This is a genomic window from Flavobacterium piscisymbiosum (assembly GCF_020905295.1).
GTDB classification, from domain to species: Bacteria; Bacteroidota; Bacteroidia; order Flavobacteriales; family Flavobacteriaceae; genus Flavobacterium; species Flavobacterium piscisymbiosum.
The window spans coordinates 4019368-4040544 of sequence record NZ_JAJJMM010000001.1 but is presented as its reverse complement, the minus strand read 5'-3'; the positions used below and the strand labels follow the sequence as shown (position 1 = coordinate 4040544).

The window sequence follows — 21177 nt, the reverse complement described above, 5'->3', positions numbered from 1 at the left end:
TAACCCAAAGGCTACGCTGAATCTACCTTTGTCATGTCAAAAACAAGTAGTGATCACTGCTAAACAAAATGTAAATTTTAACTAAACATGAAAACAGGTTATTTAAAAATTGGGATATGTTTTTCTCTGCTAACAGGGTTAATCAACACGGTAAGTGCCCAAAAAAAGAACGATTTTGGAAACCCTACACTTACACATTATTTAAACGACGAAAAAACACGCTCGATATCTTTTAGCGGTTATGCTGAATTATGGGCACGTTATGCAGAGCTTAACCCCGGAAGTCTTGTAAACGGCGAACAAGTAAATAGTATTTCGGACTTATCATTGCGAAGAGTAAGGGTAAAAATGGCCTATCAGCCTACAGAGAAATTCACTTTTATTTTGCAGGGAGGTTTAACAAATGTAAATGTAGCTTCTAAAACAACACCGGGTTTTGAGCTTTTAGACGCTTATGCTGAATATAAATTCAATGACATAATAGCTGCCGGTGCCGGACGATCTACCTGGAGAGGATTATCGAGATTTACAACCGGACCTTTAAATACTTTATTATACGACTTACCTTCTTATGCCACCGGAAATGCAGGTATATCTGATGAAACCGTAAGAGAGTTAAGTGTTTATGCAAAAGGACAAATAGGAAAACTGGATTACCGCCTGGTTATTGCAGATCCTTATACCAATGTAAGCGCGGATCCGCAGTATAATGTAGCTACTTTTAGTAAAACGCATCCTAATAAAGATTACTCCGGTTATTTTAAATATGAGTTTTTTGAAACAGAAAATAACTCCTCACCTTTCCATTCCGGAACCTATAGCGGTAAAAAGAAAGTACTTGCCCTGGGCGCAGGGTTTGAATACATGCACAATGCATTATGGCATTTAGACGAAACAAAAACTACCATTAATGATGATGAAAAAAGTTTTGCCGTTGACCTTTTCTACGATACGCCAATTAACAAAGAACGCGGAACCTCTTTTAGTGCTTATGCCATGGCGATGAACAACAATTATGGTCCTAACTATGTACGTTATTCTGGTGTGAGTAATCCTGCAAGCGGCGTAAATACAACACAGAGCAGCCTTAACGGAGCTGGTAATAACTCGCCGGTAATAGGAACCGGTAATACCTATTATCTTCAAATTGGTGGCACACTACCCTACTTTAACAAAGACAAAAATAATCTGCAGTTGCAGCCCGCCGCAAGTGTAATGCTTTCTGACCTTGATGGTCTCCACGATAAGGCTCTGACTTATGACGCTGGCGTATCGTTATTGATGAATGGTATGTCGTCAAGACTGACTGTTGATGCTCAAAATCGTCCGATTTACGCTTTAAATAATGGTCAGGCCGACGTATCAGACCGAAAATGGCAGTTTGTTTTAAAATACAGAATCGACTTTAATTAAAAATCTAATATTATGAAACGAAGAAATTTTATTATCACATCAGCCAGTGTGGGAGCACTTGCCCTTGCCGGAGAAAATGTATTGGCAAATCCTCTCAATACAGTAGCATCTAAAACTAAAACCGTTTATTTTCATTACTTGCTTTTCTGGCTTAAGCCAGAACTTACAGCGGCTCAGGTAAAAGATTTTGAAAACTTTTTTGAAGGGCTTAAAAAACTCCCTTACGTCAAAAATGTGCGATATGGCGGACCGGCAAACTCTTCTCCAAGACCGGTTATGGACAATTCTTTTACTTACAATGCGTCTATGGAATTTGATTCTCTCGAAGATTTAGAAACTTACGGAAAACTGGACGGACATCTTGCTTTGGTCGCAAAATACAAACCATTTTTTAATAAAATGATGGTTCACGATTCAGTTTACAATCAATAAAAAAATAATTATTATCTTTAAAATTACTATTAAAATGAAAAATCTATTAAAAGGATTTATCCTAATTGCCGCTTTTATGTCAGCAACTAATAATTACGCACAAGATCACAAAAAGGTTTCTGTAAAAGCTCTTGAAGAAGCTGCAGATATTCCTGCATATCGCCTTATCAATAAAGCTGATGGAAGTTCTTCTTTCGAAAAAGGTTCGATACCTTCATTAAAACATATGAATACCGCTTCGTTCTGGTACAGCAATAAAACAGAAGAATGGGAAAAAAATGCGCACACAGCTCCAAGAAAACAATATGTAATAACGGTAAAAGGTAAAATAAAATTTAAGGTATCTGATGGAAGTACTTTTATAATTGAACCCGGTGTTGTATTGTTGGCCGAAGATCTTAAAGGAAAAGGCCACAGCTGGGATATGGTCGATAGCGATGTTTGGGAACGCTTGTATATTCCGATTACTGAAAACTCTGATGACCTTTTTAAACCTGATTCTAAATAGATTGATAATGATTTTGATGATTGGGATTTCTTTTTAAAGGTACTTAAGGAAGTTTTCAATACATTTTAAATCACTTTTTGGGATATTAATATTCCTGATAATTAATGAGATTCCACGATTTAGATTACGATCTAAATCGTGGAATCTTTTATTTTTTAAACAAATTCAGCTATTAAAATAAAGTGAACTTAACTAGCTGATTCCAATTTCCTGTATGCTATGTAAAATACGCAATGAGGCTGCTTCGCAAAAATCTAATCCGGAATAATCAGGATTATAACCGCCAATGTAAGGAACAGCCATAATGTATAGGTTTTCGTTATATGCCCCGTACTGATCAATAATTTGAAAATTATCATTAATGGCAATTCCGGAAACGCTTAAAAAGTAGCTTCCGGTACTGTCTTTTTCTATGGAATTATTGCCTTCTGAAAAAGCCAGATGTCCTATTTCTTTTGACTTGAATTTTATTTTGGCAGGTGTAATTGCTTTTTGCGAAAGTAAACTTTTAAAAGGAAAATCAGCATAAGATAAATGTGGCTGGCCCACACAATCAATAAACGTTTCATAATAAACCGACTTAGGATTATTATCCTGATCAGAAAAATGATATAAAATCCCTCCATCGTTTTGAGGTTCTACGGTACTTTCTGCGCCAACAGGAATAATATCCAAAACGCCTGCCTGATGAAGAGCCAGTAATTCTGTACAGGATCTTTGAGGAACAAATGCTATTACAATCGAAATTAAAGGCATAAGTACTTTTTGAAGGCGCTGCATATCTTCTGCCGAAAGGTATTTTGCCGGATGATTCATAGCAAAACTCAATACTGCCAGCATTTCTTTCCAATATACTGATTCTTGTCTTTTTATGGATTTTTCTGCCTGAATATATTCTGCTTTTAAAAGCTGAAATGGTTCCAGACGTTCGCGAAGTTCCATCATTTCCACCACAAAATCTTCAATACTAAGATCTTTAATTCTATTATAAAAATCAGGATCCTTTTCCCTGAAAATCTCTTTAAAATCTTTTTGAAAAACAAAATCCAAAGACAGAAAACCGTCATTGCTTTTTCTGTGAAGTTCAATTTCATCTTCCGTAAGAAGCGAGTCATTATTAAGATGCGAATCTTCAAGATGAAACCGAACCGCGGGAAGCATTCCGCTTCTGGAATGCATAATCATTTTAAAATCCGGGCTTTCGGCATGACTTTGAAAACTTACATTTCCGTCTTCATCTTTGTTAAATGAACCATTTTCTCTTGCAAGTGTTCGTATGGCATCAATGGCAGTTAATGAAGATCCTTTTATCGCTACGGCATGATTGAGTTTAAGTAAAAGTTTTGATGGCGGATATGGAGCATCATAATATCCTTTAACTTTTCCTTCGTGTCGCACTGGCCAGTTATGCCCGGTACAAATTACGACATAATCAAATTTATCTTTACCAGTAGTGGTTTCTACCCATACTTCTTTCCCCTGTTCATTGTAACAAATATCCATAACATTGGTTTGATAATGCACTCTGGTTGTAATCCCGACTTCATCCCCTTTTTGCTGCAATAGCTTAAACTGGTCGGCAAGATAATATCCAAAAAGTAATCTGGGCAATACTTTATATTCATTAAATTTATCCAGATCAACATTAAACCTTGCCAGTAAATCTTGAGGAACGGTTAAAATCCATTCTGAAATTGAGGTAACTATTCCGGGCGTTTCGTTATCGGATACATTGGTTACATGCTCATCATTTGCTCCTTCATGACTATAAGGCATTCCTGCGCCAAGAGTACTTTTTCGTTCATAAATATCCACTTCAAAATTAGATTTTCCGGATTCAACCAATCTTTTATACATAAACAGTCCGCTTGGTCCTCCGCCTAAAATTGCAATTCGCTTTTTCATTATTTCCGTTTTCATTTTCGTTCTGTTATCATTATAATTTCGGTATCTTTTATAGTACAATTAGAGATTGCCATTTTTATTGTTTTTAGTAATATCTAAGTCGTTATTTGTTTAGCTTTTATTTAGAAATAAATGTACTTCTGCCCGACTAAATAAATTTACATCCAATCTGTAAATTATTTCAAAATTACAAGTCGATTACTGGGTTAAAATCATTAATAATATATAGTTGTCTTTTCAATATAATTACGATTTAAAGAATCATTTAATTTCCGTATAAAGTAGTTTAGAATATTTAGAAAACTGATAATTAAACAACTCTTGACTATAAATGATATAAACATTTTTAGGTGTTGCCTTATTAAATTTGAATTAGAACATCGTAACTAAAAACCTAATAATATGATAACTACTCACTATAATAATTACCATCAGCAACTATCAATATCTTCAGAATCAAAAATGTTTATGGAAAAACATGAACGCAATCATCTGGAACAGAGCTATGAATTCGTAAACGAACCATTATCCTGCTTTGGTAAAGAATCAAATTATCTTGATAGTGAATTTTGTAATACACTTGAAAAAATGGGGCATGGTGATTTTCTCTTATAAAGATCCTAATCAATGCTATTTTCAATTGATTTCTTACCTAAAAACATTTAGAAAGTTTTCAGGTTTATTTTAAGATGAAAATTTGATAATCCTTCCTGAAAATTGTATAAGTTTTCCTGTGATATAAATTTTAATTTTAAAATATTCTAATGAGGAAAACTTAGATCATTAATACGCTATTAATTTTAAAACTACTATATATGAATTCCGAAAATTACTCTTATATGTCTGATGAATCTTCAGATGATATAACAAATTATGAAGAACAGCTTTTATTAAATTATGATGATTATCTGGACGCTTTTGAAGCAAAATTGAGTGCCGGTAACCATTACAACTTAGAGCTTGGAGACCTGGAAGAAGATCTTGAGGAAGACCTTGATTCAGAATATGATGAAAATGACTGGGAAGAAATAGAATCTGATAATAACATCAGATAATACGATATGAAAAACAAATCAAATCTGGATGAACAGATCTTAAAGTCGATGAATGCTTCATCGGCTTTTTTTATATCAAATCTCGATAACAAAAGCTGTTAATTCAGTCATTTTACCATCGTGAAATCTCCATACATCACTATAATGGTAATCGATCTTTTTTTCTCCTTCAGCATTAAGACTGATCTTGCCAATTGCTGTGACAAAATCACCTTCGGCGATTAGATGATCGACCATAAATTTTGGCGGTTCCAAATATTCTTTTGCCATATATTCGCGAACTGCTTGTTTACCTTCCAAGGTTTTATCTCCTACAAATGTCCATTTTGTATCTTCGGTACAAAACGATAGAAATCCTTCGTTATCTCCTGCAGTAACAGCGGCATTTGCCTTTTCTAATATTTCTTTATTACTCAAACTCATAAACTACTTAGTTTTATTTATTCTTTATAATACTCTAATTCCTTCAATACGCTTTTTTTTATACGAAAAAAGCACCTACCAACGGCAGGTGCTTTATATTCTTTTTCTCAGTAGTTTTAAGCTACAACTACGTTTACAGCGTTCGGTCCTTTTTTACCTTCTGCTATATCGTAACGTACTTCATCGTTCTCACGAATATTTTCTGACAAACCTGAAACGTGAACAAAAATTTCACTTCCACCGTTCTTTGGAGTAATAAATCCAAACCCTTTTTCTTCATTGAAGAATTTTACTGTACCTTCTTGCATCTTAATAATTATTTATTGACAGTAAATATATTAAAATTTATGTCATAATATTGAAATCCAATATTTTAAATTAAAATAAAATTGTAAACTGCTCTTATTTATACTGTTAATTAATAGTTAGTTGTGAAAAATGGAGTACTATATTTCTTATATCAGAAAGCCCTCTAACTAAAATTAGAGGGCTTTTTGTAGTATTTTCAATAAGTTTAACGCCAACCCAGCTCTGGAGCAATGTATTTTAGTATAGAAGATAATATGTGTACATTATACTCAACGCCTAATGTATTGGGTATTGTAAGTAAAACGGTATCAGCTTCCTGAATAGCTTCATCCTGAGCCAGTTCTGCGATAAGCTTATCTGGTTCAGCTGCGTAACTTTTCCCAAAGATTGCGCGTTTATCAGTTTCTATATTACCAAAACTATCAGAACCTTTGCCCTGATCTCCAAAATAATATTTGTCCTGATCATTTACCAGTGCAAAAATAGAACGGCTTACAGAAACTCTTGGCTCACGCTGATGTCCTGCTTTCTTCCAGGCTTCTTTATACAACCTGATTTGCTCTGCCTGTTGAATATGGAAAGGTTTTCCGTTTTCATCGTACTTTAAGGTAGAACTTTGCAGGTGCATTCCGTTTTCAGCTGCCCAAATAGCAGTTGCATTAGATGCTGCTCCCCACCAGATTCTATCTCTCAATCCTTCAGAATGAGGTTCAAGTCGCAATAAACCAGGCGGATTAGGAAACATAGGATATGGGTTTGGTTCTGCAAATCCCTCTCCTTTAAGTTTATCCAAAAATTCTAAAGCTTTTTTGCGTCCCATATCGGCATCGGTTTCGCCGGGCAACGGTTCATAACCAAAAGAGCGCCAGCCGTCAATAACCTGTTCCGGTGATCCTCTACTAATTCCTAGTTGCAGACGTCCTTCTGAAATTAAGTCTGCAGCACCGGCATCTTCGACCATATAGAGAGGGTTTTCATAACGCATATCGATCACTCCGGTACCAATCTCTATTTTACTCGTCTTAGCGCCAATGGCCGAAAGTAAAGGAAAAGGTGATGCCAACTGTCGTGCAAAATGATGTACTCTAAAATAAGCGCCATCCAAGCCAATTTCCTCAGCAGCAACAGCCAAATCTATCGACTGAAGCAGTGTATCGCTTGCGGTACGAGCTTTGTAAGAAGGATGATCAGCCCAATGCCCAAACGATAAAAATCCTATTTTCTTCATAGATAGCATTATTATGATTTACAAACCCAAATATACGCATCATTTTCGAGTGAGTTTGCAGGGTTTGTATAGAAAATCTTTATTATTGAATTTGCATTTCTCTTAGTTTAAATATTACTAAGATTAATTTTATTTCTTATCTAAATGCTCAACTCATTCTGGTTATAACCGTTGCTGTTCTTCGGTTTGAGATTCTTCTTTCTTTTTGTTAACCAGACTCTGATTTCCAAAATTATAACGAAATCCTAATCGAATACTCTGGCTATCTCCATAAGACTTAAAATAATTATACTGGTTAGCATAATCTGTAACGACTTTTTCTTTTTCGCCACGATAAATATCCGAAATGATCGCGTATACTTCCCCATTGCCTTCCCATATTTTCTTGCGAATCGACGCAGAAAGGTTTGAGGTCTGACTGTAAACAAAAGTTCCTTGTACTGATGAAGAATTGTATTGAAAATTTAATTCTGCATTTAGGGTTTTCTTTTTGTTGAGCACAAAACGGTTGCTGATACTGGTATTATAAGTAGGTTTTCCGTTTTTGTACAAGTTGCCATCTCTTCCCTGAAAACGATCTTCGACATAGCTCAATCCTGCCTGTATTCCGGATTCCCAGAAATCATACAAAGTAAGGTTGGTATTGAACTCAAGTCCAAAGGCAAAATCTTTTTTAATATTTGTAAAATGATATACCAGCATTTTAGTGTCGTATTCCTGATAAGAAATTTCCATCGAAGGATCTTTCTCCAGACGGTAAAAAAGATCAAAATTGTATTTATTTTTTAGGGTATAAAGTAAATTAATATTATGACTAATGGTAGGCAATAATTTGGGATCACCCATAAAATAAGAATACGAATTATAATAAGAACGAAACGGATTCAGCCTGCTGTATTGCGGTCTTGTAATTCTCTTGCCGTAAGAAATCCCAATTTCATGACCTTCTGCTGCTTTATAAAGACCATAAAAAGTTGGAAAAAGCTTGAAATAATGCTGCTCGTTAACTTCAGCCGTTGTAACTGAATTTCCTTTCAGGGCTGTATATTCTCCTCGTAATCCGGCCTTTAAACTCCATTTCCCAAATTCTTTGTTGTAACTTCCGTAACCTGCCAATATAGATTCATCATAAAGAAAAAGGCTGGTTCTATTGGGATTATTTACCAGATTGCCATCGATTTCGTCTTTGTAGTCGAGACTGCTTTCGGCTTTTACGTTACCAAATTTTAATCCTGCTTCAAGTGTTCCGTTCTTTTCATTCGAATAATCGGCCTGAGCTGAAAAAAGCTGAATATCCTGTACATTATCACTTATAAAGCGCCCGTTACGATACGGATTTTCATCAGGAAGCGAAAATTCAGAACTAATATCCTGACGCTCCTGACGCCAATATTGGGTATAATCTGCCGCTACAGATACCTTTTCTTTTTCGCTAAACAAATGTTCGTATAACATATTGTACGCATTATTTGTCATAGGATTTGTGCGGTTGTTTCGGGTTACATAAAGCGAATCAAGCGCTCCATTATCTCCATAAATAAGGGTTGGTACTGTAAAGTTTCCTTTCTGTTGTTTTGCGATAAATCCGGTTCCTCCAACAGCAATTGTATTGAGGGAATCAATTTCATAAGAAGCCTGAAGGCGATAAGAATGCTGTGCAAGCGACTTTGACTTGCGTCTCATGATACTTTCCCAGCGGGAATCGACCGAACCATTTTCCTTTAAATAATCGACAACATCAACTCCTTCATTGACATATACACCAGAACCAAAACCATATCTTCCTTCCAGAGATAATTTTTTTCCTTTATAAAACTGGTTTATGGATGCAATTCCTTTTGGGTAAATCGATTGTATGTAAGCTGTGTTTACAGATCCTTTATAGCCTAATACTAAACTCTTTTTTAATTTAATGTTTAAAACTGCACTCCCCTGCGCTTCGTATTTTGCAGGCGGGTTGGTGATAACTTCTATCGATTTTACTTCTTCACCACCGGTATTTTCTAAAAACTGTTTTAATTCTTCCCCGGTAAGATATACCTTCTTGTCATTGATGGTGACCAAAATACTCTGGCTGCCACGAATACTTATTGCTCCTCCTGAACTGGTGATGACACCTGGCGTTTTACCTAAAATTTCCCAGGCATTGTTTGATGCTAGAGATGAATTTTCTACTGCAAACTCAAGCCTGTCAACCTGACGTTTTACAATGGGTCTTTTTGAAGTAATGGTTACATTATCAAGATTGTTTGCTATTTCTTTTAAAGAAAGCACACCCAAAATCGTATCTTTTTCAAGTTTTATCGTCTTGTAATACTCTTCAAAACCTATTGTTTTTATTTTAATGATATAATGGCCTTTCGCTACAGCGGCAAAATTAAAATCTCCGGACTCGTTTGTCTGTGTTGTTTTATAAATTAAAGAATCCTTTGTTTGCAAAAGCAGCGCATCTGCAAAAGGTACGGCTTGATTAGAGCCGTCAACTACCTTTCCAGAAAGGGAAATCTCCTGCGAATATCCCGCAAAAGAACCCAACAACAGTAACATGATTAATTTTTTCATTGATGATTTTTTGATGATTTATCTGGTGCAAATCTCTACAAATCATTTTCCGAAAATGGTTAACAGAGGGTTAACGAAGGGTTAAACACCAAAAGCTGAAAAGTAGATTGTAAACACAAAAAACTTTTGGCAAAAGACTTTTTGCTCCTGACGTGCTTTTGCCTGAATTATTGTTTCTAAATTTGGTTAACGTAGGGTTAACGATAACATTTTTAAATAGAGAAAGCCCGAAATACAATAGCTTTGTCCTCAACAAAACAAACCGGTAGCTTTGTAAATTAAAACTTTAAGTACAGATGAAAAGAAAAATAATGCTCCTGATTGGTGCCTGTATCTTTACAGTAATAGCCCTGACCTCTATACAAGGCTATTTTATCTACAACACCTATCAGTTAAATGAAAAGGAAATAAATACTGCGATTAAAAAACAAATCGCACGTCTGGAAGATACCGAAGAATGGGAAAATCTAAACAATACCTGGGCAGCACGTTCAAAAGAATACTCAAAACAATATCTTAAAGGAGACGTAACAAAGCAAAATTTCATTCAATATCTTAGTTCTAATAAAGATTCGCTTTCTGCGGCCATGAATACTTATATGAAAAAAATGGCGGAACCAGAAGATTATGATATTGATTATTCTATTTATCTCAATTCGATAATAGTCATCAATAATAAAAAAACAGATACTTTATTTAAAGGCAAAGCACTCATATTAGCCAATGACACTTTAAAGAAAAACCAAATCCTCTCTTCTATAGGACGTTGGGAAATTCAAGATAGTGATACCGAACTTTCTATGATTGTAAAAAGCGAACGTTATTATGGTTTTGATAAATTGCAGCAAACCATTATATCTAAGATGGCCGGTTTATTGCTTTTTTCAGTGGTACTGATGGTTTTTGTAGTTTTCTTGTATTATATGTCACTAAAAAATCTGATTACACAAAAGCGAATTGCCGATATCAAGACAGATTTTGTTAATAATATCACGCACGAATTTCAAACGCCACTCGCTACGATGGATATTGCTATAAAAACATTACAGCGAAAGGACAAACAAATGAGTCCGGAACATTATACAAATACTCTCTCGATGATTGCCAGGCAAAATGAAAGGCTTCAAAAATTGTTTCGACAGGTAACGGAAGCTTCTGTGATGCCCATTGCGAATAAAGACATTATTCAGGTTACAGATGAAGAAATTAAGGACATGATTGATGATTTTAAACTTTCAAAACCAAATGCAGTTATTGAATTCAGCTGCCAAAAAGAAGCTTTTAGTATTCCGATGGATCGTTTTCATTTCAATACTATTCTGATCAATCTTTTAGATAATGCCGTGAAATATGGTGCTGACAAAATTGAAACTGATTTAAAAATAACAGACAAAAGTATTATTCTTTCTGTAAAAGACAACGGAAAAGGCATTTCGACTCAGGAACAGGTTTCTATTTTTGATAAATTCTACCGGGTCGAAAAAGGAAATATCCACAATAGCAAAGGTCTTGGTCTTGGTTTATTTTATATTAAACAGTTGGTCGAAACCTATAGCGGAAACATCAGGGTGGTAAGTGCAGAAGCCAAAGGATCTCTATTCATTATTACAATTCCAGTATGAAACAGCACATTTTATTAGCAGAAGACGATTTTGATTATGCTTCTATATTAAAACAATATCTTGAATTTTCAGGTTTCACGGTAACGTGGGCAAAAGATGGCAAGGAAGCCTTAAAGATTTTTTCGGATATAAAACCTGATATCTGCGTTCTGGATGTCATGATGCCGCACATGGATGGTTTTACCCTGGCCGAAAATATTATTGATACGTATCCGGAAACGCCTTTTATTTTTCTCACTGCAAAAAGCCTGAAAGAAGACAAGATTAAAGGACTTAGACTTGGTGCCGATGATTATGTCGTAAAACCTTTTGAAGTGGAAGAACTCATTTTGCGAATTCAAAATATTCTGAAACGAAGTCAAAAACCTGTTGCCGGAATTGCTCAGGAAGCTTTGGTATTTTCTATTGGTACGTATGTTTTTGATGGTGAAAATTATACGCTTTCGCATGAAGAAATTACACATCGAATTACCGAAAAAGATGCGCACCTGATTCGGTTTTTATATGCCAATAAAAATAGGCTTGTCAAGCGGGAAGATATTTTGAAAGAAATCTGGGGCAATGATGACTTTTTTTCCGGCCGAAGCATGGATGTATTTATCAGCCGACTTCGCAAATATTTTAGCAAAGATCCGAATATCTCTATCCCAAGCATACGAGGTTTGGGGTTTCAATTTAACAGCAAAGACGAATAAAAACTTAAAACTTTTACTTATGAAAATCATTTTATTTCTTACCCTGCTCATCTGTAGCACTTTAGCTCAGGCACAAACAGCCGTTGCTACTTCAGGAAATACCACGGCGGTTGCAAAAGCTCCGTCGAAACAATCAAAAACGACAAAGACATCAGTATCTATTTCTAATTCTGATAACTATTATTCATTATTAGCAAACTTTGATGGATGGAAAACCAAAAAACTGGAGAAATTATTGGCTGATAACTTAGACAGCAATTTATTATCAACTGAGGCCGGTACCAAAATTTGGAAAAAAGACAACAATGGCGAAACGGCTTATTCTTTTATATTAAAGGAAGAAAAATTAAAAGTAAGCATCGACAAAGAATTAGTTTCTAATGAAACTTTTGAGAAATTAAAAGCTTTAGGAGAAAAAATTTCTGAAACACTTTCAGAAAAATAAGTTTTACTTTTTGAATTAGTAGAACAAAAAACAGCCTGAGATTTTTTTCCGGCTGTTTTCATCATTTACAGGAAAAAAATTAGAATTAATGATTGTCCGGTAAATATCTACCAAAAATAAGAAATCCCATTCACTATGTAAATGGGATTTCTTTATTCCTTTTTTTTTAATAAGGCTTATTTCACATCAAACCATAGTTTCGTCGTCAGTAAATCTTTTCCCTGCGCGTCTACTGCGGCTTTATAACTAGCTCCATTCAGCGATTGCTCTGTACCAGGATAAAAGAAACGCGAAGGAATTTTTCCTTCCAAAAGCGAATTTGGACCAGCAACCAAAACTGGATAGTCAAGTCTTCTCCACTCTGCAAAAGCATCAAGACCTTGCCCGTAAAACGTAATCCATTTTTGAGTACCTATCGATTTAGCATAGTTGGTCGCATCGTATTTTACAGTTACCTGATTAAGATAAGTAGAAATAACCGCCGCATCTGTAATACCAAATTGGTTGAATGATGCTGTAATAGCACTTTTATATAACGCTTCTGCATCTCCGGCAATGTAACCACGTGCAACTGCTTCTGCAACATTAAACAATGTTTCTGAATAAGAAGCAAATACAGCCGGCGATTGAGAAGTCAGGAAGTAAGTACCTGGCCTTGATGTTTTAGCAAGTCCCTGCGCATTGGCTGCAGCAGCTGATAACCCGTTACCGCCTCCAACATATTTTCCTACGGTTGCATCTGTTGGTAATTGAGCATAAATGGGCAAACGCGGATCTGATAACTCATATAACTTATCTACCATTGTTTTCGAAATACGGTAATCATCACGTGTTTCGAACCAGGCCGAAGCCGGATTTTGCTGTGGTGAACTGATATAAGTAAACTTAAAAATATCATTGGTACTGCTAATTAATCCTCCGGCATCTGTTGTTGCCTCAATAGCAGTTTGTTTAGCCAATGCAGGCTCCCTGTCTGAAATTCTCAACGCTATACGCAAACGAAGAGAATTTACCAGTTTTTTCCATTTTGTAATGTCTCCTTTATAAGACAAATCACCAGTTACAGCTCCGTTTGCTGTACCTAACAAAGACTGAGCTTGTTTCAAATCTTCTAATAATCCTGTATATATTTCTTTTTGAGTATTATACGCCGGATTTACTTTTAGGCCTACTTCTTTATAAGGAACACTTCCGTAAGCATCGGTCAACAATAAAAAAGTCCATGAACGCAAAGCAAGTGCAATTCCTTTATAATTAGAATTTGCCTGAGCATCCGGAAAATTAATAATCGTATTTAAATCCGTAATTAAAGTCGAGTACCCCGTATTCCATAAAGTTACAAAAGAACTGTTTGATAAATTAAACACGTCCGGTTCTGTATATTGGATTTTTGCCCAATGCTGAACAAATAATAATGAGGAGTCAAAGTTATTTGTTGAACCCCAATATAAATCCGCACCCTGCTTTAGTGATCCTGTCAACAGGTAAGGCGCCAATGGAGTTTCGGTAGCATTTGGATTTTTATTTATATCATCCAATGTATCGCTGCAAGAACTAAATGTCAATGCAAAAAGCGTTATATAGGCTATTTTTTTTAGCATGAGTTTGTGTTTTAAAATTTAAGATTAACATTAAGGCTGAAATTTCTCGTAGATGGTAAAGAATACTGTTCCAATCCTTGTGCATTTCCGGTATTGTAAGCCGTTTCAGGATCAATATTTGGTACCTCTTTATAGATAAAAAACAAGTTACGACCTGCTGCAGTAATACTTGCTGATTGTAATCCCAGTTTTCTTACTAAGCTTTTGTTTACATTATAAGTCAACTTAATTTCTCTCATTTTTACAAAAGTAGAACTGTAGATATAAGCTTCACTAATATTGTATGACGCTTTGTAATATTCCTGCGCACTAAGCACAGTAGTATTTGGAGTTCCGTTTGCATATACTCCTTTAAAAATCATTCCATCATCATATATTGGTAATCCGGCCGGAGCATTTCCTCCTGATACCAAATTTTTCACATCTTTTCCGTCACTGCCGGTCGTTACGTAGTAATTTAATCCGCCATTTGCTGCATCACGACCTGGAAGAGTCTGAGCCAGTACACCAGTATAATTACCTATTCTGTTCGTTCCTGAAAAAAGTTCTCCACCTACACTGGCATCAACAAGAAACGAAAGTTCAAGATTTTTATAGGTTAATGTATTTGTAATACCTGCTATATAATCCGGAGTATAATGTCCTAATACCTTTTTATCCGTTGCAGCTTGTGGCAATCCATTAGAACCTACTACGATATTTCCATTGGCATCGCGCTGATAAGCTACTCCATAAAGAGCTCCGTACGCTTGTCCTACAGATGCCAAAACATCAACACCACCAGAAGAACCAATTGTATAATTTTGAATCTGTTTATCATAATCAAGAATATCTACTTTACTTGTATTCTTTGAATAATTTCCTGCAATATTCCACTTGAAATTTTCAGTTTGAACAGGAGTTCCATCCAATTGAATTTCGATACCTCGATTGTTTATTTTACCTGCGTTGATCAATTGCGATGTATAACCACTTCCCGCAGTTGTTTTGATTTCCAGAATCTGGTCGAAACTATTCGTATTATAATAAGCAACATCAAAATGAAGTCTGTTTTTAAAGAAAGTAGCTTCTAAACCAACTTCGGTAGAACGAGTTGTTTCCGGTTTCAAATTCTCATTAAGTTTTCTCTTAGAAGAAGTTTGAATTGGATTTCCGTCGAATGCAGTTTGAAAATCGTAAACTGTATTCAATTGATAAGGATCTGCATCATTACCCACTTCAGACCATCCACCACGAAGCTTTAAAAAATCAAGTGTGTTACCTTTTAGATTAAGTAGTTCGGATAAAATCAAACTACCATTAAAGGAAGGGTAAAAATAAGAGCGGTTGCTGCTTGGCAATGTCGATGACCAGTCATTACGAGCGGTAACGTTTAAATAAGCATAATTTTTATAACCAAATTGCGCTGAAGCATAAGCACTATATACTCTTAATCTTGATAATGTATTTGATGAAGTTAACGGATCTCTTGAATTCGTCAATGTATATAAATCAGGCACAGCCAAACGCGGTGCTTTTTGATAATTGTTTGCGTCGCTATGGTTACGAATATTGAATCCGGCAAGAGCATCTACAGTAAAATCATCGTTTATTTTTTTAGTATACGTAAAAATACCCTCTGTATTTTGTTCGTTTACCGTATAAGCATCTTCAGCATACGATCCAAAAGGAGTTCCGTTTGTACCATATTTTATCGTGTATTTTCTGCGGTCGTTATAATTGTCAACTGAAGTACGGAATCTAAAATTAAGGTCATCTGTAAGTTTTACATCCAAATGGATATCTCCTATTAAACGGTTACGCTGCTGACTTGTAGTATTATAATAAGCAGTCCAATACGGATTGCTGTAATAACTGTTGTTCCAGTTGTTATCTCTGTTATTTCTAAGCGCATTCATATCGACCTGGCGTCCAAACCACGTAAACTGAAGCATCACGCCCGCAGCACGATTACCTGCTGGTCCTCCAGGTAATGTTGGAGCATCTGTAACAATATAATTCCCTGTTACACCTACCTTAACCCTGTCTGATAATTTGTAATTGGCATTTACACTAAAGTTTGTCTTGGTCACTTCACTATTAGGAACTGTCCCTAATTGTTTTTGATTGTTTACTCCCAAACGGAAATCTGATTTTTCATCTGATTTTGCTACAGAAATACTATTATCATAAGTAAGACCAGTATTAAAATAGTCTTTTACATTATTTGGATGAGCCACAAAAGGCACTGCTACACCATTTGAATTAAATTGAGGAATAAGACGTCCGTCCATTTTAGGGCCCCAGCTTTCATCCGTTTGATCATTAATACCGCCACCTTTACCATCAACATAGCTGAATTTTCCGTTTGAACCTTGTCCAAATGTATTTTGATAAGTAGGTAACAGCGAAGCTTCAGTAACTGTTATACCAGAATTCACGGTTACACCTAAACCTTGCTGACCTTTTCCTGATTTTGTAGTAATAAGAACAACTCCATGTGCAGCACGTGATCCGTAAAGCGCGGCAGCATTAGGTCCTTTTAATACATTTATTGATTCAATATCCTGTGGATTCAAATCGGCAATCGCATTTTTGAAATCACGTGTAGCCCCACCAACACTTCCTAACTGCGAGTTATCTACCGGAATTCCGTCTACCACAAATAGCGGCTGGTTATTTCCGGCAATAGATGTTTCACCACGAATAACGATACGTGAAGACCCCATATCTCCTTGTGAATTGGTGATACGAACTCCTGCTAATTTACCACTAAGACCGTTTAGAAAATTGGTTTCCTTTGTAGTTTCCAGATCCTTGCCTTTAACAGACTGGGTAGTATATCCTAAAGATTTTTTTTCCTTAGTAATACCAAGTGCAGTCACTACTACTTCTGACAATGCATTCTGTTCCTGAGTAATACTAACCGTAACAGGATTTGAAGTAACTACAACTTCTGTTCTTTTATACCCCATATAACTTACTACAAGTGTATAAGGAAATTTTTGTCCTGTCTGGAAATAAAACTTTCCATCAAAATCTGTTACAGCTCCGTGTGTAGTACCTTTTATATTTATCGAAGCACCAATTACGGGTTCTTTTGTAACCGCATCTACTACTATTCCTTCAAGTTTAGATTGAATTAATGGCTTAGTTTCTTGAGCTTTAACCCCTATGGAAATCAACAAAATGCATAACCATGCATATCTATTTAATTTTTTTTTCATTACTTTGTTTTAGTTTAATAAATAAGGTGAACCCAAAAAAGGATTTACTCCTTTCTTGCTTTCCTTATAGAGATGAACAATTTCTTTAAGCTTCACCATTTCTGCTGCAACAGGAATGGTTTTTTTTTACCTGCATTGCATTCGTTTTTTCATTTTCATGTATTTTGGATTACTATTATTTTTAATTTATACTTACAAGATCTCTTCTCCTAAAAATTAAGGATTCATCTTATTTAAAATTATATGATGTGAGAGATTGAAGATTTTTAAGGAGCAACAACTTCAAAACAAAATTTATCACAAGGCTCTTCCTGATCAAAAATGTTCTGTGTTTGCTGGGCTTGATTGTTTTATTCTTTAACTATTTTTTAAACTCTACCAATTTGATAGAACAAAGGTAAATTAAAAATATTGTTTCAAAAATTTTAACTGCTTTTTTTGCAAAAAAAATGTTAATTAAAATAATTACAAACTTTAAACTGCTAAAAATAAGATAATTAACACTTAATCAAGTTTTTTTATTGTGTAGGAATTTTTCTAAACCAACAGCATTAAATTAGAATTCTAAAACGTTTTAATAATCTTTTACTGGTAAAGAAATCGCATTATTGTCGAGCAAAACCCCAAAAAAAGGCCAAGAAATGCTTATTTGGCTTAAAATTTAGATCTAATTACGCAGCAAAAAGGCATAAAAAAATCCCCTTTCGGTATGAAAGAGGATCTAATATTTATGGTTGTTTTTTACCCAAAAAGACAAATACGGCTCTATGCAGAAACCGTATTTGTCCAACTAACTAATTCAACTTACTTTTTATAAACTTGCTTTTACCTGGCCGCAAGTCAACATGTTTTTTGGATAATACGGATTTTTGATTTCCTTACTGTCACTTGCCCATACCGCACTCGTCATTGGGCAAACCTGTAGGTACAATGCCGTATCAGCAGCTTTGAATTTAGGTGCCAGCTCCCAAAATTTAACCGACAATGATTCAAATATTTTACGTTGTTTATTGATGTTTTTAGTTGCGCCAACCTCAGCTGCAAGATCTATAACTTCCTTTCTTTTTTTGGTAGCCTCATTCATTTGTTCCAGGTTTAAATGTTTAAACCTGAAGTTCTTTAACGAATTTTGCAAAGCAGCTGCATTTTTGGCCACAGCCACACTATCTGAAATTATAAGGTTATTTTTTAAAATCAGGTAATTGTTTGTAATTTCCTTTTTTTGTGCCTCACGTTTTTCTACTAATTCCGGTGCAACTTCTTCTTTTGATGTTAATTGGGCTTGCGCCAAAGTGCTGAAGCAAATGAATGCTATAACGAATAATTTTCTCATATATCGGTTTTATTTAGTTTTGAAAGGATTTTATCTATTTCTAATAAAATACTTTCGAAATGTTCTTTGTTTAATCCTGTTGCTGTGTTCATTAACTTTGTAACATCTGCTCTTAATTTCACAATATGCTGTTTTGCATACAATCTTACATCGCTTCGTTGTGCTGTATTTAAAGCTTTACCCGGCTCTACTTCTTTCGGTAACAACAACATACTCAGCTTATCAACATAACTGCGCTGTAAACTGCGTCTGTAAAAATCCTGTTTTTCGTTTCCACTAAAGTTTACCCATACAGTTTGTTGTAAATCGTTTAGAAATTCAGGAACCGTATAAGCTCCTTCAAACTGCATCGATTTCAGGTTAATATTGTAAAGCATACCAGAACTCAGCAGCATATTTAAAACCTGATTTTGCTGGTCTGAGATTTCATCTGCAGTTTTTAAAGGAATGAGTTGACCAATTTCCTGCGGATACATCCATAATGGAGCAACAAATAATTGTCTGCCCACATAATCGACAGCTGCTTTTACTTTTGCTTTTGGAATTGGCTGATATACCATACCTTTTTCATCAACCGTTCTTTTGGTTACGTAATTATTGCCAATATATTTTAGTACATGATACAAATACAAACCGTATTGTCTTACCACTGCTTTATGCATATCTGATAAATTATCATAAGCATCGTTAGGCTGATATGTCCATGCAATAAGATTTGGCACTACACGCTTCAGATTTTTAATTCCGTAGTCACTGGCAAGCGCTGCATCATCACCAAGATCTTCTGTCTGGCTGCGGGGATCTTCTTCTTTTCCTTCGCCTCCAAACCATAATTTAGGATTAGCGGCCAAACTATCGGTAGTCATCTTACTGAGTATTTTTTCTTCTTCAAACTCATCTTCGGTTTTTGGAAAATAACGATACCCCCATTCAACGGCCCATTTGTCGTAGATACCAATACGCGGATAAATTCCCTCCGGACTAATATTATCTTCTGGCTGTGCCACATAATTAAGACGTGCATAATCCATTATAGAAACGGTATGGCCATTTGCTTCGACCCATTTTTTATCTCGCAATTTTTCTACCGGAGTAGCACTACTCGCTCCCATATTGTGACGTAAACCAATAGTATGCCCAATTTCATGAGAAGAAACAAAACGGATCAATTGCCCCATTACCTCATCATCTAAATGCATTTTTCTGGCTCTTGGATCTAAAGGCCCAACCTGAATCATGTACCATTTTTGCACTAATTTCATCACATTATGATACCAGCCTACATGACTTTCGATGATTTCTCCACTTCTTGGATCGCTCACTCTTGGTCCGTAAGCATTAGGTGTTTCTGACGCATAATATCTTACTACAGAATATCTCGCATCTTCAAGGCTCATGGTTTTATCATCTTCCGGCCATTCTTTACCCACAATAGCATTTTTAAAACCTGCTGCTTCAAAAGCTTTTTGCCAATCGTTGATTCCTGCAATTAAATACGGTCTCCATTTTTTGGGTGTTGCCGGATCGATATAATAAACGATTTGTTTTTTGGGTTCTACCAATTGACCGCTTAGATATTTTTTTATGTCTTTGTCTTTTGGTTCCAGACGATAACGCTGAATAATATATTTGGTTTGAGCACGTTGTTCATCGTCATCAAACAAAACATATTTATTAGCAAAATATCCTACTCTTTCGTCGGCAAAACGTTTGCGCATTGGAGTTTTGGGAAGCAGAACAATTGAAGTATTTAGTCTTAGGGTTATGCTTCCGCTACTTGCTGTAGTACTTGTGTAGGTTTTTGTCGTTTTTACCTCAATATTTATAGGATACGTATCTATAGTTTCTATAAACGATTTATCATCAGCAAGAGAAGTCAGTTTTTTTTCTGTTTTTTCCTGATTGGCCAAAGAAAACATCGCATTATCTTTTTTGAAAGCATCCGTTACTTCAATGACAACGCTTCCTGTAACAGGATTGATTGTTTTTATGGGAAAAGCAGCAACAATTGGATTTTCGTTACTTCCGGCTAATGCTTTTGCCAACATCGAATCGGCGTTGCGCACATCTTGTCTGTATTGCAATGACCTTAGATAAACAGTATTGTTTGCCCCTTTTTCAAAATAAATAGTCTGCTCATTGGCTTTCTCTCCTCCAAAACGACCAAAACCTTCCGGAGTAGCAAGATATCTGGTAATTACAATCATGTATCTGTTGAACAAACTGTCAGGAATTTGAAAGTAAAATTTAGTCTCTACCTGATTAATAGTAAAGAGACCTGATTTACTTTTAGCCCCCTCTTTGATTATTTTATCATAGGGTTGCAAACCTTTGGGTTGTGTGCTGGTACTGTCGGCTTTTTTTTCGACCGGAGTTTGTGCAAAACCATGCTGATGCAAGACCAGCATGATTGTTAATATTAGTAATTTTTTCATTAGAA

At 35.4% G+C, this 21177-nt stretch carries 17 protein-coding genes; 8 read left to right on the top strand and 9 right to left on the bottom strand.

Annotated elements, in window-relative coordinates; translation table 11 throughout:
- Positions 1–87 precede the first annotated feature (87 nt).
- Genes LNP81_RS17380 through LNP81_RS17370 form a run of 3 tightly spaced genes read left to right on the top strand, consistent with a single transcriptional unit; the run spans position 88 to position 2353 of the window.
- Positions 88–1413 (top strand): hypothetical protein, encoded by a 1326-nt coding sequence (locus LNP81_RS17380; protein WP_230038026.1) that lies wholly within the window; start codon positions 88–90, stop codon positions 1411–1413.
- 12 nt (positions 1414–1425) lie between these two features.
- Positions 1426–1845 carry a Dabb family protein gene (locus LNP81_RS17375; protein WP_230038024.1) on the top strand — a complete coding sequence of 140 codons (420 nt, stop codon included), beginning with the start codon at positions 1426–1428 and terminating at the stop codon, positions 1843–1845.
- 34 nt (positions 1846–1879) lie between these two features.
- A complete protein-coding gene (locus LNP81_RS17370) occupies positions 1880–2353 on the top strand; it encodes a cupin domain-containing protein (RefSeq protein WP_230038022.1) in 474 nt (157 codons plus the stop codon).
- 192 nt (positions 2354–2545) lie between these two features.
- On the opposite strand, the gene LNP81_RS17365 is transcribed toward LNP81_RS17370, so the two are convergent.
- Positions 2546–4258 carry an FAD/NAD(P)-binding protein gene (locus tag LNP81_RS17365; protein WP_230038020.1) on the bottom strand — a complete coding sequence of 571 codons (1713 nt, stop codon included), beginning with the start codon at positions 4256–4258 and terminating at the stop codon, positions 2546–2548.
- Positions 4259–4660: 402 nt separating this feature from the next.
- Between LNP81_RS17365 and LNP81_RS17360 the strand changes: the two genes are divergently transcribed.
- Entirely contained in the window at positions 4661–4873 is a 213-nt protein-coding gene (locus LNP81_RS17360; RefSeq protein WP_230038019.1) for a hypothetical protein, read from the top strand.
- 200 nt (positions 4874–5073) lie between these two features.
- Positions 5074–5313 carry a hypothetical protein gene (locus tag LNP81_RS17355; RefSeq protein ID WP_230038017.1) on the top strand — a complete coding sequence of 80 codons (240 nt, stop codon included), beginning with the start codon at positions 5074–5076 and terminating at the stop codon, positions 5311–5313.
- A gap of 75 nt (positions 5314–5388) precedes the next feature.
- On the opposite strand, the gene LNP81_RS17350 is transcribed toward LNP81_RS17355, so the two are convergent.
- The 4 genes from LNP81_RS17350 to LNP81_RS17335 form a co-directional block, all read right to left on the bottom strand.
- Positions 5389–5736, bottom strand: a complete 348-nt coding sequence (locus tag LNP81_RS17350; RefSeq protein ID WP_230038015.1) for a nuclear transport factor 2 family protein — start codon at positions 5734–5736, stop codon at positions 5389–5391.
- Between the two features lie 116 nt (positions 5737–5852).
- Entirely contained in the window at positions 5853–6044 is a 192-nt protein-coding gene (locus LNP81_RS17345; RefSeq protein WP_072958530.1) for a cold-shock protein, read from the bottom strand.
- 206 nt (positions 6045–6250) lie between these two features.
- Positions 6251–7273 carry an LLM class flavin-dependent oxidoreductase gene (locus LNP81_RS17340; protein WP_230038013.1) on the bottom strand — a complete coding sequence of 341 codons (1023 nt, stop codon included), beginning with the start codon at positions 7271–7273 and terminating at the stop codon, positions 6251–6253.
- Between the two features lie 162 nt (positions 7274–7435).
- A complete protein-coding gene (locus tag LNP81_RS17335) occupies positions 7436–9835 on the bottom strand; it encodes an outer membrane beta-barrel family protein (RefSeq protein WP_230038011.1) in 2400 nt (799 codons plus the stop codon).
- Positions 9836–10131: 296 nt separating this feature from the next.
- Between LNP81_RS17335 and LNP81_RS17330 the strand changes: the two genes are divergently transcribed.
- The 3 genes from LNP81_RS17330 to LNP81_RS17320 are packed head-to-tail and all read left to right on the top strand — an operon-like array spanning position 10132 to position 12597.
- Positions 10132–11457 carry a sensor histidine kinase gene (locus LNP81_RS17330; RefSeq protein ID WP_230038009.1) on the top strand — a complete coding sequence of 442 codons (1326 nt, stop codon included), beginning with the start codon at positions 10132–10134 and terminating at the stop codon, positions 11455–11457.
- Complete coding sequence (locus LNP81_RS17325; RefSeq protein WP_230038007.1) at positions 11454–12152, top strand: response regulator transcription factor; 699 nt, start codon at positions 11454–11456, stop codon at positions 12150–12152. The genes LNP81_RS17330 and LNP81_RS17325 overlap by 4 nt, the downstream gene beginning before the upstream one ends.
- A 19-nt stretch (positions 12153–12171) precedes the next feature.
- Positions 12172–12597, top strand: coding sequence for a hypothetical protein (locus LNP81_RS17320; protein WP_230038005.1), 426 nt, complete (start codon positions 12172–12174; stop codon positions 12595–12597).
- 176 nt (positions 12598–12773) lie between these two features.
- Here LNP81_RS17320 and LNP81_RS17315 read toward each other — a convergent pair whose 3' ends face one another.
- The 4 genes from LNP81_RS17315 to LNP81_RS17300 all read right to left on the bottom strand — a co-directional run bounded on the left by LNP81_RS17315 (position 12774) and on the right by LNP81_RS17300 (position 21172).
- A complete protein-coding gene (locus LNP81_RS17315; protein WP_230038003.1) occupies positions 12774–14198 on the bottom strand; it encodes a SusD/RagB family nutrient-binding outer membrane lipoprotein in 1425 nt (474 codons plus the stop codon).
- Between the two features lie 11 nt (positions 14199–14209).
- The gene (locus tag LNP81_RS17310; protein WP_230038002.1) at positions 14210–17404 is read right to left on the bottom strand and encodes a SusC/RagA family TonB-linked outer membrane protein; all 3195 of its coding nucleotides are present in this window, start codon (positions 17402–17404) and stop codon (positions 14210–14212) included.
- An 811-nt stretch (positions 17405–18215) separates the two neighbouring features.
- Positions 18216–18737, bottom strand: coding sequence for a DUF3347 domain-containing protein (locus LNP81_RS17305; RefSeq protein ID WP_230038001.1), 522 nt, complete (start codon positions 18735–18737; stop codon positions 18216–18218).
- A complete protein-coding gene (locus LNP81_RS17300; RefSeq protein WP_230037999.1) occupies positions 18734–21172 on the bottom strand; it encodes a zinc-dependent metalloprotease in 2439 nt (812 codons plus the stop codon). Before LNP81_RS17300 ends, LNP81_RS17305 begins: the two co-directional genes overlap by 4 nt.
- Between the last annotated feature and the right edge of the window lie 5 nt (positions 21173–21177).